13 protein-coding genes are annotated in these 13,761 nt (G+C 73.6%); 5 read left to right on the top strand and 8 right to left on the bottom strand.

The genetic code is table 11. From position 1 onward, the window contains the following. Positions 1-6: 6 nt before the first annotated feature. The gene (locus JOF36_RS11600) at positions 7-813 is read right to left on the bottom strand and encodes a TIGR03936 family radical SAM-associated protein (RefSeq protein ID WP_210026714.1); all 807 of its coding nucleotides are present in this window, start codon (positions 811-813) and stop codon (positions 7-9) included. A gap of 105 nt (positions 814-918) precedes the next feature. Between JOF36_RS11600 and JOF36_RS11595 the strand changes: the two genes are divergently transcribed. Both JOF36_RS11595 and JOF36_RS11590 read left to right on the top strand, forming a co-directional pair. Further along, on the top strand, positions 919-1,737 hold the full coding sequence (locus JOF36_RS11595; protein WP_210026713.1) for a class I SAM-dependent methyltransferase: 819 nt from the start codon (positions 919-921) through the stop codon (positions 1,735-1,737). Positions 1,738-1,824: 87 nt separating this feature from the next. Beyond that, positions 1,825-3,363, top strand: coding sequence for a tetratricopeptide repeat protein (locus tag JOF36_RS11590; protein WP_210026711.1), 1,539 nt, complete (start codon positions 1,825-1,827; stop codon positions 3,361-3,363). Between the two features lie 47 nt (positions 3,364-3,410). On the opposite strand, the gene JOF36_RS11585 is transcribed toward JOF36_RS11590, so the two are convergent. Then, on the bottom strand, positions 3,411-3,956 hold the full coding sequence (locus JOF36_RS11585; protein ID WP_210026710.1) for a GNAT family N-acetyltransferase: 546 nt from the start codon (positions 3,954-3,956) through the stop codon (positions 3,411-3,413). Beyond that, on the bottom strand, positions 3,949-5,922 hold the full coding sequence (locus tag JOF36_RS11580) for a TIGR03960 family B12-binding radical SAM protein (protein WP_210026709.1): 1,974 nt from the start codon (positions 5,920-5,922) through the stop codon (positions 3,949-3,951). Before JOF36_RS11580 ends, JOF36_RS11585 begins: the two co-directional genes overlap by 8 nt. Positions 5,923-6,027: 105 nt before the next feature. On the opposite strand from JOF36_RS11580, the gene JOF36_RS11575 reads away from it, so the two are divergent. Then, entirely contained in the window at positions 6,028-7,215 is a 1,188-nt protein-coding gene (locus JOF36_RS11575; RefSeq protein WP_307862330.1) for an acyl-CoA dehydrogenase family protein, read from the top strand. On the opposite strand, the gene JOF36_RS11570 is transcribed toward JOF36_RS11575, so the two are convergent. Beyond that, complete coding sequence (locus JOF36_RS11570) at positions 7,149-8,078, bottom strand: helix-turn-helix domain-containing protein (RefSeq protein WP_307862329.1); 930 nt, start codon at positions 8,076-8,078, stop codon at positions 7,149-7,151. The two genes, JOF36_RS11575 and JOF36_RS11570, sit on opposite strands and share 67 nt — an antisense overlap. Before the next feature lie 145 nt (positions 8,079-8,223). Between JOF36_RS11570 and JOF36_RS11565 the strand changes: the two genes are divergently transcribed. Beyond that, positions 8,224-8,601, top strand: a complete 378-nt coding sequence (locus tag JOF36_RS11565; protein ID WP_210026707.1) for a nuclear transport factor 2 family protein — start codon at positions 8,224-8,226, stop codon at positions 8,599-8,601. Between the two features lie 102 nt (positions 8,602-8,703). Here JOF36_RS11565 and JOF36_RS11560 read toward each other — a convergent pair whose 3' ends face one another. Together JOF36_RS11560 and JOF36_RS11555 are read right to left on the bottom strand one after the other, a co-directional pair. Next, entirely contained in the window at positions 8,704-9,912 is a 1,209-nt protein-coding gene (locus JOF36_RS11560; RefSeq protein ID WP_245350793.1) for a fatty acid desaturase family protein, read from the bottom strand. 134 nt (positions 9,913-10,046) lie between these two features. After that, positions 10,047-11,105 (bottom strand): ferredoxin reductase, encoded by a 1,059-nt coding sequence (locus JOF36_RS11555; protein WP_210026706.1) that lies wholly within the window; start codon positions 11,103-11,105, stop codon positions 10,047-10,049. Between the two features lie 88 nt (positions 11,106-11,193). Between JOF36_RS11555 and JOF36_RS11550 the strand changes: the two genes are divergently transcribed. Beyond that, a complete protein-coding gene (locus JOF36_RS11550; protein WP_210026705.1) occupies positions 11,194-11,988 on the top strand; it encodes a MerR family transcriptional regulator in 795 nt (264 codons plus the stop codon). 22 nt (positions 11,989-12,010) lie between these two features. On the opposite strand, the gene dapA is transcribed toward JOF36_RS11550, so the two are convergent. Both dapA and JOF36_RS11540 read right to left on the bottom strand, forming a co-directional pair. Beyond that, positions 12,011-12,889, bottom strand: coding sequence for a 4-hydroxy-tetrahydrodipicolinate synthase (gene dapA / locus JOF36_RS11545; RefSeq protein WP_210026704.1), 879 nt, complete (start codon positions 12,887-12,889; stop codon positions 12,011-12,013). An 80-nt stretch (positions 12,890-12,969) separates the two neighbouring features. Next, positions 12,970-13,746 (bottom strand): TspO-related membrane protein, encoded by a 777-nt coding sequence (locus tag JOF36_RS11540; protein WP_210026703.1) that lies wholly within the window; start codon positions 13,744-13,746, stop codon positions 12,970-12,972. Positions 13,747-13,761: the final 15 nt, after the last annotated feature.

The raw sequence follows: 13,761 nt of genomic DNA, 5'->3' as shown, positions 1-13,761 counted from the left end.
TCCGCGTCAGAATCCGGCCGATCGGTCCCGGGTCACCGGTACCGCACCGAGCGGATCCACCAGAGCGCCCCCGTCGTCGAGCAGCCCCTGCGCCAACCGGGTGGCCGTCACCGGTACCGGCGGCGTCAGGTCTGCGACAACGCTGAGCGCACCCAGCACGTCGTCGGGTCGAACGGTCGGTGTCGTCTGCCGAACAACCGCCGTCAGTATCGCACAGTCGGTAGCCGCTTCCGGCGAACCCGCCGCCGAGGACTCGGCGTCGTCACCCACCTGGGGCTCGATCGACAGCCCCACCAGGGCGGCGCGGACGTCGATCTCCTTGCGCCCCGACGGGGTGACCCTCGTCACGACGACCGAGTCCCGCGCCAGCAGCGCGGCGACGGCCGCCTCGACGGCCGTGTGGGGCAGCCCGCGAACCTCGAGGCGCCACCGGCCGGCGTCGATCCGGTCGGCCAGTGCCGGCGGTGCGGCGACCACCGCCTCCAGCACGTCCAGCCCGTCGGGCAGCGCCCGGTCCATCGCCTCGCACAGCAGCGCGGGGTCGACCTCGCGGGTGAGGCCCATCTCGACGTACTCGGCCTCGCTCGCCGCGCCGGTCGGCGCCGCTCCGACCCAGGACAGCCTCGGGTGCGGGCTGAACCCGTGCGAGTGCGAGACGGGGACACCGGCTCGCCGCACGGCACGTTCGAAGCTGCGGGCGACGTCGCGGTGGGACAGGAAACGCAGGCGGCCGCGCTTGGCGAACCGCAGGCGGACCCGCTGCACCGTCGGAGGTGCCGGGTTCGCCGCCGCTCCCGCCTTCACACGCGCCATGGGCCCGAGTCTAGGAGTGCCCCGCGACGGCGGTGCACACGCTCCGGCACACGTCCCGGGAGGAGCCTCGCGGCACATCACCGGAAACCCGAGGAGGAGCCGGCCATGACCGCCACCACCCCCGACCTGACCGCCATCGGAGCCAAGCACCGCGCGGTCTGGGCCTGCGGCGACTACCCCGCCGTCGCCGCCGACCTCATCCCCGATCTCGGCGCCGTCCTGGTCGGCGCCACCGGTGCCGGCGCGGGCGACCGGGTGCTCGACATCGCCGCGGGCACCGGCAACGCCGCGATCCCGGCCGCACTGGCCGGGGCCGACGTCGTCGCCTCGGACCTCACCCCCGAGCTGCTGAGCGAGGGCGCCCGGATCGCCGGTACCCGCGGCGCCACCCTGGAATGGGTCGAGGCGGACGCGCACGCGCTGCCGTTCGGCTCCGCGTCGTTCGACGTCGTGCTCTCGTGCGTCGGGGTGATGTTCGCCCCGTTCCACGAGCGCGCCGCCGGAGAGCTGCTGCGGGTGTGCCGGCCCGGCGGCCGGATCGGCCTGCTCAGCTGGACGCCGGAGGGGTTCGTCGGCGGGCTGTTCGCGACGCTGCGGCCGTTCGTGCCGGCCCCGCCGCCGGGCGCGACACCGGCACCCCGCTGGGGCGACGAAGCCCACGTCCGCGGGCTGCTGGGCGACGGCGTCCGTGACCTGCGGGCGCAGAAGCAGACGGTCACGTTCGCCGTCGCGGGCTCCCCCGTGGAGTTCCGGGAGTGGTGGAAGCAGAACTACGGCCCGATCGTCACCGCCTACGCCGGGCTCGCCGACGATCCCGGGCGCACCGCCGAGCTGGACGCCGCGTTCACCGAGTATCTGGAGCGGACCCGGACGGGCGACCACTGGGAGGCGGAGTACCTGCTGGTCACGGCCGTGCGGACCTGAGACGGGTGCGCCGAACGGCGGGCATCGGCCGGCCGGGCGCGGTGCCATCCTGGAACCCCTTTCCCGGCATGCCCCAGGAGCACGGCGATGACCGTCGTCCGGCTGCTCGGCCCGCCCCGGACGACCGGTGTCCCGCCCGTCCGGGGCCGCAAGCCGTGGGCGCTGCTGGCCCTGCTGCTGTGTGCGACCGGGCCGGTCCCGCGCTGCCGGGCCGTGGAGCTGCTGTTCCCCGGCAGCGACGACCCGGCAGCCGCCCTGCGCTGGACGCTGAGCCGGGCCCGGCGGGCCACCGGCGGCGCGATCCGGATCACCGGTGACCCGCTGCGGGCCGGGCCCGCCGACGGCGTCACCGTCGACGTGCTCGACGTGCTGGCCGGCCGCCGGCCCGACCGCTGGCCGGTGACCGAGGCGACGCTGCCGCTGCTGGAGGGCTGCGAACCGGACGTGCCGGAGTTCACCGCGTGGCTGCACGGCCGCCGGCTCGACCTCGCCCGGGCCGGTCTGCGGCTGCAGCGGTCCCGCCGGAACGTGGCGTCCTCCCCGGCCGGGCGGACCGCCGTGCGGGAGCTGGTCCGCGTCGGTGAGCACGTGCTGGACGCCGGCGCGGCCCGGGACGGCACAGCGGTGCTGGCGGGTGCGGCGCGCCGGGCCCGTGCGCTGGGCGACGACGGCGTGCTCGCCGAGGCGCTGGCCCACTACGGGCGGGGCATCGTGCACGCCGTGGCGAGCACCGACGCAGGCGCGGTCGCGGCGCTGCGCGAGGCCGACCGGCTCGCGACCCGCGACGGCCTGGCCGGGGTGGCCGCGCTGGCCCGCCGCGAGCTCGGGTTCGTGGCGACCGCGACCGGCGACCAGGCCGGGGCGATGGCCCAGCTCGACCGGGCCGAGGCCGCGGCCACCGGGAACGTCGAGCAGCAGGCCGGCGTCGCCTACGTGCGGGGTTTCGCCCTCGTCGACGGGCCCGGTTCGGCCTCGGCGGTGCCCGAGCTGGGCCGGGCTGTCGCGCTCGCCGAGACCGCGGACCGCCCGCGGGCCGCCGCCGCGGCGCTGGCGATGCGGGCGCGGGCCCGGCTGCAACGCGACGAGGACGAGGCCGCCGAGGCCGATCTCGTGCGGGCCCGGGCGCTGGTCGCCGAGTACGACTGGACCGCGATGCGGCCCTGGGTGGACCAGCTCCACGGCGAGCTGCTGCTGCGCGCCGGCCGCCCGGCCGAGGCGGAACGGGTGCTCACCGACGCGCTCACCCTCGCCGAGGTGCTCGACGACGCCTGCTGGATCGCGCTCACCTCGCGTGGCCTGGCCGCGGCGCGGGCCCGGCTCGGGGACCCGGCAGGCGCCGTGACGGCGCTGCGGTCGTCGTGTGCCGCGCTGGTCGCCGACCCCGACGTGTGCTGCTGGATCGAGCTGCACCTGCGCGACACCCTGTGCGCGGTCAGCGCGGCCTGCGACCCGGCGTCGGTCGCCGCCGAGAGCCGGGTGCTGGCCGCTCGCGCCGCCCGGACCGGGCTGGACGAGTACGTCGTCCGCGCGGCCCGGCACCGGGCCCGTCTCGGTGACGCCGATGCGGCCCGCGAGCAGCGCGACCGGGCCACCCGGCTGGCGAACCCGGCACTGCTGCGGCCGTGACCCGTACCGGCGCCCACCCGCTGCGCGCGCCTACCCGCTACGGCGGCCTACCCCAGCACGAGCAGCGTGTCCCCGGCCGGGTGGAACCCCGCGCGCCGGTAGAAGGCGGCACTGCCCGCCGTCGGCGCCAGCATCAGCCGCCGGTGACCGCGCTCGCGGGCGTGCGTGACGACCGCGGACAGCAGCGCCCGCGGCACCCCCACCTCGCCGAACGCGGCCAGCACGAACGCGTTCCCGACCTGCCCGGTGCGCGCACCGCGCCCTCCGGGGCGGGGCATCTGCACGGTCTCCAGGACGTTGATCGACCCCACCGGGGTCCAGCCGGCCCGGTCGCTGCCCGCCTCGGCGAGCCAGAACGCCCGGCGCGGCTGCTCGACCCGCCACCACGCCGCGAACGACTCCTCGAACGCGGGATCGGGGACCGGGTGCCCGGTGCGCTCCTCGAGCCACTGGCGGCGCAGCCGGGCCAGTGCGGCGACGTCGCGTTCGTCGGCGACCCGCACACGCAACCGGCGGCCGCCGTGCTCCCAGGACGACCCGCCGTCACTGCCGTCGGCGATGTCGGGGATCGAGGACAGCCCGTTCTCAGTCACCCGCGCCCGGTCCCTGCAGCGACCCGGTGGCGGACGCCGTCGGGTTGACCACCGTCAGCGGCAGCAGCGTGCTGCCGCTGGGACCGACCTCGATGTCGGTGCCGGTGGACGGGCACACCCCGCAGTCGAAGCAGGGCGTCCAGCGGCAGTCGTCCTGCTCGCGGCCCTCGAGGGCCTCCTGCCAGTCCTCCCACAGCCAGTCCCGCTCCAGGCCGGAGTCGAGGTGGTCCCAGGGCAGGATCTCCTCGGCGTAGCGCTCGCGGGTGGTGAACCAGGCGAGGTCGACGCCCGTGGGCTCCAGCGCCTCGGCTGCCCGGTCGACCCACCGCTGGTAGGAGAAGTGCTCGGACCAGCCGTCGAACCGGCCGCCGTCGCGCCAGACCTGCTCGATCACGGCGCCGACCCGGCGGTCGCCGCGGGCGAGCAGTCCCTCGATCAGCGAGGGCTCGCCGTCGTGGTAGCGCATGCCGATGTTGCGGCCGATCTTCCGGTTCGAGTTGACGGCCTCGCGCAGCTTGCGCAGCCGCGAGTCGACGACCTCGGGGTGGCACTGCGCCGCCCACTGGAACGGGGTGTGCGGCTTCGGCACGAACCCGCCGATCGAGATGGTGCAGCGGATGTCGTTGCGCCCGGACGCCTTGCGCCCCGCCTCGATCACCCGGTAGGCCATTCCGGCGATCTCCAGCACGTCCTCGTCGGTCTCGGTCGGGAGCCCGCACATGAAGTAGAGCTTCACCTGCCGCCAGCCCTGCGAGAACGCCTCGGCGCAGGTCCGGATGAGGTCGTCCTCGGAGACCATCTTGTTGATCACGCGGCGGATCCGCTCGGAGCCGCCCTCGGGGGCGAAGGTCAGCCCGGAGCGGCGCCCGTTGCGGGAGATCTCGTTGGCCAGGTCGATGTTGAACGCGTCCACCCGGGTCGAGGGCAGCGACAGCGAGGTGTTGGTGCCCTCGTAGCGGTCGGCCAGGCCCTTGGTGATGTCGGCGATCTCGGAGTGGTCGGCCGACGACAGCGACAGCAGACCGACCTCGTCGAACCCGGAGGCGCGCACGGCCGCGTCCACCATCTCGCCGACGCCCTGCAGCGACCGCTCCCGCACCGGGCGGGTGATCATCCCGGCCTGGCAGAACCGGCACCCGCGGGTGCAGCCGCGGAAGATCTCCACCGACGCCCGCTCGTGCACCGTCTCGGCCAGCGGCACGAGCGGCTTCTTCGGGTACGGCCAGTCGTCGAGCTCGACGGTGGTGCGTTTCTGCACGGTCGGGGGGACGCGCGGATCGAGCGGGGTGACGGCCGCGATGGCGCCGTCGTCGCCGTAGCTCACGTCGTAGAGCCCGGGCACGTAGCAGCCGGGGGTGCCGGCGAGCCGCACCAGCAGCTCGTGCCGGCCGCCGGGGCGGCCCTGGGCCTTCCAGTCCCGGATCACGTCGGTGATGTCACCGACGACCTCCTCGCCGTCCCCGAGCGCGGCGACGTCGACGAAGTCGGCGATCGGCTCCGGGTTGAACGCGGCGTGCCCGCCCGCGACGACGACCGGGTGGCTCTCGTCGCGGTCGCGCGCGTGCAGCGGTGTCCCCGCCAGGTCGAGCGTGGTGAGCATGTTCGTGTAGCCGAGCTCGGTGGAGATGGACACGCCGAGCACGTCGAACGCGCCGATCGGGCGGTGCGCGTCGACGGTGAACGCCGGCACACCGGCCTCGCGCATCAGCTGCTCGAGATCGGGCCAGACCGAGTAGCAGCGCTCGGCGAGCGCGTCCTCCCGCTCGTTGAGGACCTCGTAGAGGATCTGGACGCCCTGGTTCGGCAGTCCGACCTCGTAGGCGTCCGGGTAGAGCAGGGCCCACCGGACGGCCGCGGACTCCCACGGTTTGACCTGCGAGTTCCCTTCACCGCCGACGTACTGCACCGGCTTGGAGACGCGGGGCAGGATCGACTCCAGGACAGGGAATACGGAGGTGGGTGCCACGCTGAACCAGGGTAGCCCCGTCCGACGGGACCGACCCGGCGGGTGGTGTGCCGTTGAGGTACGACTCACGGTGTGCCGGCGGCCGTCTCACCTACCCTGCTCACTGTGAGCACCGTGACCGACGCCGAACTGCACGCCCGGTTCCGCCCGCTGTTCGACGAGATCGCCACCGGCGCGGTGGAGCGCGAGCTGGACCGCCGACTCCCGGAGAAGGAGATCGCCGCCCTGCGCGACGCCGGGTTCGGCGCGCTGCGCATCCCGGTCGCCGACGGCGGCTCCGGCGCCTCGGTCCGGCAGCTGTTCTCGCTGCTGGTGGAGCTGGGCGCGGCCGACTCGAACATCCCCCAGGCACTGCGCACGCACTTCGCCTTCACCGAGCTGTGGCTCGCCGCCGACCCCGGCGACACGGTCGCCCGGGCCCGGCTCGCCGAGATCGCCGGCGGCAAGATCATCGGCAACGCGATCACCGAGCGCGGCGGGGTGGCCCGCAACTCCTCGACCACCGTGCTGCGCCGCGACGGCGACCGGCTGCTGCTCGAGGGCGAGAAGTTCTACTGCACCGGCACGCTGTACGCGGACCTGATCGACGTCGTGGCCCTCGACCCGGACGGCAACCGGGTGACGGTGCTGGTCGACGCGGACTCTCCGGGCGTCGAGCGGATCGACGACTGGCGTGGTTTCGGGCAGAAGCTCACCGCCAGCGGCACCACCCGGTTCACCGGCGTCGAGATCGACCCGGACCAGGTGCGCCCGGCGCCGGTCGACGTGCACGTGCCGGTCCGCCAGGCGTTCCTGCAGCTCGTCCAGCTCGCCGCGCTGGCCGGGATCGCGCGCCGCGCCGCCGACGACGCCGCCGCGTACGTCCGTGACCGGAAGCGGAACTGGCCCTACGGCAACGCCGACCTGCCCAAGGACGACCCGCTGGTGCAGCAGGTCGTCGGGAAGGTCGACGCGGCCGCCTTCACCGTCGGCGCCGCCGTGGACGCGGCGGCCGCGTCGCTGGACCGGGCGGTCACCGACCCGGAGCACGCACCGACCGCCGAGCTCGACGTGTACCGGGTCCAGTCGACCATCCCCCAGCTGGTGCTCGACGCGACCTCGGAGCTCTTCGAGGTCGGGGGCGCGTCCACCGTCGAGACCGGCCGGGCGCTGGACCGGCACTGGCGCAACGCCCGCACGCTCTCGGTGCACAACCCGATCATCTACAAGCAGCAGGTGATCGGGAACTACGTGCTGAACGGGGTCACGCCGGTGCTGTCGCTGTCCCCCGGGGTCGCACCCGCCTCGTCCTGAGGCCCCTGATCCTGAGGCTCCTGGTCCTGAGACTCCTGGTCCTGAGACTCCTGGTTCTGAGCGACGGCGATCGCCCGCAGCGCGGCGCGGGTGGCGTCGTCGGCGGGCAGGAACGTCTCCAGGGCCAGCTCGGCGAGGGTGACGTCGTGCGGGGCGCCGAAGGTCGTCATCGTCGAGTGCAGCGCCAGCGGTCCGGCCGGGGTGTCGAGCAGGAGCGGGAGCAACACGTCCCCGCCGGGCAGCGGTAGCGCGGTCTCCTCCGGCGCCGGGTAGGCCCGGCACTCGGCGAGCAGCGCGGTGAGCCGGCGGTCCGCCGTCACCCTGACCTGCCGTTCCAGGCGGTGCAGCAGGTGCTCGCGCCACTGTGCGAGGTTGCGGATCCGCGGCGCGAGGCCGCCGGGGTGCAGGCAGACCCGGTAGACGTTCACCGGTGGGCCGAGCGCCTCCGGGGCCAATCCGTCGAGCAACGGCCCGACGGCCGCTCCGGCCAGCTGCACGTCGCCCCAGCGATCGACGACCAGGGCCGGGTACGGATCGTGCGCGGCGACCAGCTGCTCCAACGCCCCGCGGACCGGGGCGAGATCCGGGTCGTCGAGCGGGCGCTCGGCGTAGGCGGGGGCGTACCCCGCGGCGAGCAGCAGGGCGTTGCGCTCGCGCAGCGGGATCTCCAGCTCCTCGGCCAGCGCCCCGAGCAGCTCGCGGCTGGCGCCGGAGCGCCCGGTCTCGACGAAGCTCAGGTGCCGGGTGGAGACGCCGGCGGCGAGCGCCAGGTCCAGCTGGCTGCGGCGCCGCCGGGCCCGCCAGAACCGGAGCATCTCCCCCGGCCCGGCGTTGCGGGACGGCCGGACGTTCGCGCTGGTCACCCCGGTCACGCTAGCCGGGCGGCGACGGCACGACGACTACCTCGCAGGTAACGGCTACCCATTACCTCACGGGTCATCGCGCCGGAGCTCCGGCCGCACCAGTCTCGGTGACGTCCTACCGCAATCCCGACCAGGAGGTTCACCGATGACCGACTTCGCCGCCCTCGCCGAGCGCTACGTGGCCGCGTTCAACGAGACCGATGCGATCGCCCGCAAGCGGCTGGTCTCCGACCTGTTCACGCCCGGCTGTCGCTACGTCGACCCGCTCGCCGACGTCACCGGCCACGACGGTGTCGACGGCTTCCTGGGTGCCGCCCAGGAGCAGCTGGCGGGGTGTGAGTTCCGGTTGCTCGGCGACGTCGACGCCCACCACGACCGCGCCCGCTTCCGCTGGGCCGCCGCACCCGCGGAGCTCTGGGCGGCCGGCGGTGAGCCGCCGGTCATCGGGTTCGACGTGGTCGTGGTCGACGCCGACGGCCGGATCGACCAGGTGCACGGCTTCCTGGACGTCTTCCCGGGCTGAGCGCGAGGACGTGATCATCTTTTCGGTGCCGATCGGTGCCAGGGTTGGCACCGATCGGCACTCGTCCGACGATCACCCGAGGCGCTCGGGACCGCTCGACGGTCAGCGCTTCCCGTTCGGCAGCGCCAGCCGGTTGATCGTGCCCAGGACCTGCAGGTACTGCTTCCACAACGGGCCGGTCGTGTACTCCAGGCCGTACTCCTCGCACAGCTCCCGCACCTCGGGGGCGATCTCGGCGTAGCGGTTGCTGGGCAGGTCCGGGAACAGGTGGTGCTCGATCTGGAAGCTGAGCTGGCCGGTCATCAGGTGGAAGAACCGGCTGCCGTCGAGGTTCGCCGAGCCGAGGAGCTGGCGCACGTACCACTCGCCGCGGCTCTCGTCGTCGAGCTGCTCCTCCTCGAACTGCACCGCCCCGGTGGGGAAGTGCCCGCAGAAGATCACCGCGTGCGACCAGACGTTGCGCACCAGGTTCGCGGTGACGTTGCCGGCCAGCACCGGCGCCCAGAACGGCCCGGCCAGCGCCGGGAACGCCAGGTAGTCCTTGAACACCTGCCGGCCGGTCTTGCGGCCGATCGACTTGACCTGCTGCCACACCCGCGACAGCGGCTTCTCCCCCGCGACGACCTTCTCGACCTCGAGGTCGTGCAGCGCGACGCCGTACTCGAAGAAGAGCGACAGCAGGAAGTTGTAGAGCGGGTTACCCAGGTAGTACGGGTTCCAGCGCTGCTCCTCGGACAGCCGCAGGATCCCGTAGCCGACGTCGCGGTCCTTGCCGACGACGTTGGTGTAGGTGTGGTGCAGGTAGTTGTGCGAGTGCTTCCACTCGGCCGACGAGGAGACGTTGTCCCACTCCCAGGCCGACGAGTGGATCTTCGGGTCACGCATCCAGTCCCACTGGCCGTGCATCACGTTGTGCCCGATCTCCATGTTCTCCAGGATCTTGGCGATCGAGAGCATGGCGGTGCCTGCGATCCAGGCCGGGGGCAGGACGCCGGCGAACAGCAGCGCGCGGCCGCCGATCTCCAACGCCCGCTGCTTGCGGATGACGTCGCGGATGTAGGCGGCGTCGGACGCACCCCGCTCGGAGAGGATCCGGTCCCGGATCCCGTCGAGCCGGCGGCCGAGCTCCTCGATCTGCTCGGCCGTGAGGTTCGTCGTGGCCACCACGTCCTCGCGGCGGGTGGAGGGGACGAGCTCCAGCGCCGGGCGCTGCGGCTGCTGCACCTGGTTGGTCTCCTCCGGGCCGGGCTCCTGGGTGGCGGTGCCGGGCTCGTGGGTGCCGGTGGCGGGGGTGTCGAGTGTGGCGGTCATGGCGGACCTCCTCGGTTCGCGGGGGGCCGGCTGGACCGGTCCCGGGACGATGACGGTCGGGTCGGACGGGGCCGCGGCCGGACCGGGCGGCCCCGCGGGATCAGGCGGATCGATGCGGGCCGGTCCGCGCGGGATCAGGCCACGTCGATGCGGGCCGGTCCGCAGGCGGAGTTGATGCAGGTCTGCACGAGGTCGCCGGGCTCGCCGTGCGCCTCACCTGTGCGCAGGTCGCGGACCCGGCCCTCGCGCAGCGGCAGCACGCAGCCGAAGCAGATGCCCATCCGGCACCCGCTGGGCAGGACCTTCCCCGCGGCCTCACCGGCCTCGAGCAGGCTCTGACCGGGGTCGACCTCGACCGGGGACCCACCCAGGTCGACGGTGCCGCCGGTGCCCTCGGCGGCTCGGGCCGGCGGGGTGAAGCGCTCGGCGCGGACCCCGTCCCAGGCCTCGTCCAGGGCGTCGAGCAGACCGGCGGGACCGCAGGCGTAGACGGCGCGTCCGGCCCGGTCGGGGACGGCCGCGTCCACGCTCGCCGGGTCGAGCCTGCCGGTGACGGAGCTGTGGCGCTGCACCACGCGCAGCGACGGGTTCCGGGCGGCGAGCGCGGCCAGCTCGGCTCCGAAGACGGTGTCCTCCGGAGTACGCGCGCTGTGGACGAGAACGGTGTCCGGCATCGCGGCGCGCCGGTCGAGGGTGCGGAGCATGCCCATCACCGGCGTGATGCCGCTGCCCGCGGTGACGAACAGCAGCTTCGACGGCAGCGGGTCGGGCAGGGTGAACTCACCCGAGGCCTGCTGCAGCTCGACGATCGTCCCGATCGGCAGGTCACGGACGAGCCTGGTGGAGACCACGCCGCCCGGGACCTCCTGGACCGTGACGGTCAGGTGGTCGGCGTCCTCCGGCGAGGACAGCGAGTAGCTGCGCTGGTGCCGGACACCGTCGACGTCGATCCCGACGCCGACGTACTGCCCGGCGCGGTGCCCGGCCCAGGCGCGTCCGGGCTCGATGGTCACCGAGACGGCCCGGCCGGTCTCCCGGCGGCGGGCGACGACCCGGCCGCGCAGCGAGGTCGTCGACCACAGCGGGTCGATCAGGGTCAGGAAGTCCTCGGGCAGCAGCGGTGTGGTCAGCGCGCTCGCGGCGGCGAGGAGACGTCGGCGCCGGGACGACACCGCAGGAGCGGATCGGAACATGACACCAACTCTGCACAACTTGATGTCACATAGCAAGGAGAGAGCGGCGGTATGACGTGTCACATCAACTGCTGCTACCTTGCATGTCATGTTGGACGCCACCGATCCGGAGGACGGGCAGACGATCGACGAGCTGGCCCGGGCCAGCGGCGTCACCGTGCGCAACATCCGCGCCTACCAGGCCCGCGGACTGCTGCCACCGCCCGAGGTCAGGGCCCGGACCGGGTACTACGGGCGCGGCCACGCCGCCCGCCTCGAGCTGATCAAGGACCTGCAGGACGAGGGCGTCAAGCTCGACACCATCAAGAAGCTGCTCGACACCACCGGCGGATCCACCGAGCAGGTCGTGCAGTTCATCCGGACCGTGCGGGAGCTGTTCGCCCCCGAGGACCGGCAGATGGTCCACCTCGCCGAACTGGCCGAGCGGTACGAGAGCACCGACACGGGCCTCGCGAAGCGCGGCGTGAAGATGGGCCTGCTGCGCGAGGTCGGCGAGGACACCTACGAGGAGATCAGCCCCCGGCTGATGAACGCCGCGGCCGAGCTCACCGGCCTGGGCATCCCGATCGGCCGCTCGCTGGACGTCGTCGAGCAGCTCCGCAAGCACGCCGACGGCGTCGCGAAGCTCTACGTCGACCTGTTCCTCGGCGAGATCTGGCAGCCGTTCGACGACTCCGGCCGCCCGGACGACCAGTGGCCCCGGGTCTACGAGACGATCGAGCGGATGCGCCGGATCTCCGGCGAGGTCATGATCGCGGTGCTGGAGCTGGCCGTCGCCGAGCGGGTCGACGTCACGTTCGGCCGCGACATCGTCCGCAATGTGCGGACCAGCAGTGCGGGGCCGACCGCCGACGCCGCCCCGGAGTCCGCCGCAGAGGGCTGACCCTCTGCGGCTCCCTTCGTTCTCAGCTCATCAGCCCCGCGGCCCGCATCGCGGCCCGGACGTCCTCGTGGTGCCACTCGTCCAGCGGCACCAGCGGCAGCCGGATCCCGCCGGGCATCAGGCCCAGCTCGGCCAGCGCCCACTTGACCGGGATCGGGTTCGGCTCGGAGAACAACGCCGAGTGCAGGCCGGCGAGGTCGGCGTCGAGACCGGCGGCGGTCTCGTCGTCACCGGCGACCGCGGCCTTGCACATCCGGGCCATCGGCTCGGGGGCGACGTTCGCGGTGACCGAGATGTCGCCGTGGAAACCGGCCAGCATGGAGGCGCGGGCGGTGCCGTCGTCGCCGGAGTAGAGCGCGAAGTCGTCCAGTCCGAGTGCGACGAGCTCGCGGACCCGGTCCAGGTCGCCCTTGGCCTCCTTGAGCCCGACGATGTTCGGGATCTCGGCGAGCCGGGCGACGGTGGTCGGCAGCAGGTCGCACGCCGTCCGGCCCGGGACGTTGTAGAGGTACTGCGGGATGGCGACGGTCTCGGCGATCCGCTTGAAGTGCTGGTAGAGGCCCTCCTGCGGAGGTTTGTTGTAGTACGGCGTGACCAGCAGCGCACCGTCCGCACCGGCGGCCCGGGCGGACCGGGTGAGATGGATGGCCTCGGCGGTGGAGTTGGCGCCGGTGCCGGCGATGACGGGGACGCGCCCGTTCGCCACCTCGATGGTGCGGCGCATGACCTCGGTGTGCTCGAGCACCGACAGCGTCGACGACTCACCCGTGGTGCCGACCGAGACGATCCCGGACGTGCCGGCGGCAATCTGGCGCTCGACCAGGTCACCGAGCGCAGAATGGTCGACCTCGCCGTCGTCGTGCATCGGAGTCACGATCGCGACGATGCTTCCGGTGATCATGCCGGCCCTCCCGGGGTACCTCTGATGTTCCGAGGGCGACGGTAGCAAGCGGCTCCGGCACTTCCGCCGGGCAACGGCCCTCAGCCCAGCGCGAGGCGGGCCGGTTGCACCGAACGGCGTATCCGGCGTGCAGTCTGCAGCGCGATGACGACCGCCGCCACCACCGCGACGACGGTGACGGCGATCGGCCGGTCGTTGGCCGCGACGCCGGCGAGCCCCCACACGACCGCGAGCGCGAACCCGGCGAACCCGGCCGTCGAGCCGATCACCGACAGCACGGCGGCGGTGAGCAGCACCAGCAGCAGGATCGCCGCGGTCTGCGCGAGCGCACCGTCACCGGGCAGGCCGACCGCGACCCCGGCCGCCATCAGGCCCAGGACCAGCGCCACCGACGACCAGCCGAGGTAGAGCGCCACCGGCAGCCGGAACGCCAGGCGCTCCACCCGGCCCGATGCGGCCTCGCGGGCGAGCCGCGAGTAGGCCACCGTCAGCACGGCGACCAGCGCGATCAGCACCAGCTCCGCCACGACGACCAGGCGGTTCGAGAACGCCAGGATCCACAGCGGGTTGAGTACGGCCGAGGCCGCCAGCCACCAGCCGACGCGCCGGTGGATCTCCCGGCCGCGTTGGCCGGGCAGCAGTGCGTACCCGGCGTAGACGAGGAAGCCCAGGTAGATCAGGCCCCAGATGGAGAAGGCCCAGCCGGCCGCGAGCAGCGGTGTGTCGTAGGACCGGGCGACCTCCCCGACACCCGAGCCGCCGAGCGCCGAGACCAGGACCTGCACGATCGCCAGGACTGCCACGACTGCGCCGCGAACCAGGTCCGCGGTGGTCGGGCGCGGGGTGAGTACCGTCATCCGCACATGGTGGCG

Source organism: Pseudonocardia parietis (assembly GCF_017876315.1).
GTDB classification, from domain to species: domain Bacteria; phylum Actinomycetota; class Actinomycetes; order Mycobacteriales; family Pseudonocardiaceae; genus Pseudonocardia; species Pseudonocardia parietis.
This window is presented reverse-complemented; position numbering and strand designations above follow the sequence as displayed.

Coding starts and splice junctions, on each gene's coding strand:
- JOF36_RS11600 (WP_210026714.1), bottom strand. CDS start 813: ATGGCGCGTGTGAAGGCGGGAGCGGCGGCGAACCCGGCACCTCCGACG.
- JOF36_RS11595 (WP_210026713.1), top strand. CDS start 919: ATGACCGCCACCACCCCCGACCTGACCGCCATCGGAGCCAAGCACCGC.
- JOF36_RS11590 (WP_210026711.1), top strand. CDS start 1,825: ATGACCGTCGTCCGGCTGCTCGGCCCGCCCCGGACGACCGGTGTCCCG.
- JOF36_RS11565 (WP_210026707.1), top strand. CDS start 8,224: ATGACCGACTTCGCCGCCCTCGCCGAGCGCTACGTGGCCGCGTTCAAC.
- JOF36_RS11560 (WP_245350793.1), bottom strand. CDS start 9,912: ATGACCGCCACACTCGACACCCCCGCCACCGGCACCCACGAGCCCGGC.
- JOF36_RS11555 (WP_210026706.1), bottom strand. CDS start 11,105: ATGTTCCGATCCGCTCCTGCGGTGTCGTCCCGGCGCCGACGTCTCCTC.
- JOF36_RS11550 (WP_210026705.1), top strand. CDS start 11,194: ATGTTGGACGCCACCGATCCGGAGGACGGGCAGACGATCGACGAGCTG.
- dapA (WP_210026704.1), bottom strand. CDS start 12,889: ATGATCACCGGAAGCATCGTCGCGATCGTGACTCCGATGCACGACGAC.
- JOF36_RS11540 (WP_210026703.1), bottom strand. CDS start 13,746: ATGACGGTACTCACCCCGCGCCCGACCACCGCGGACCTGGTTCGCGGC.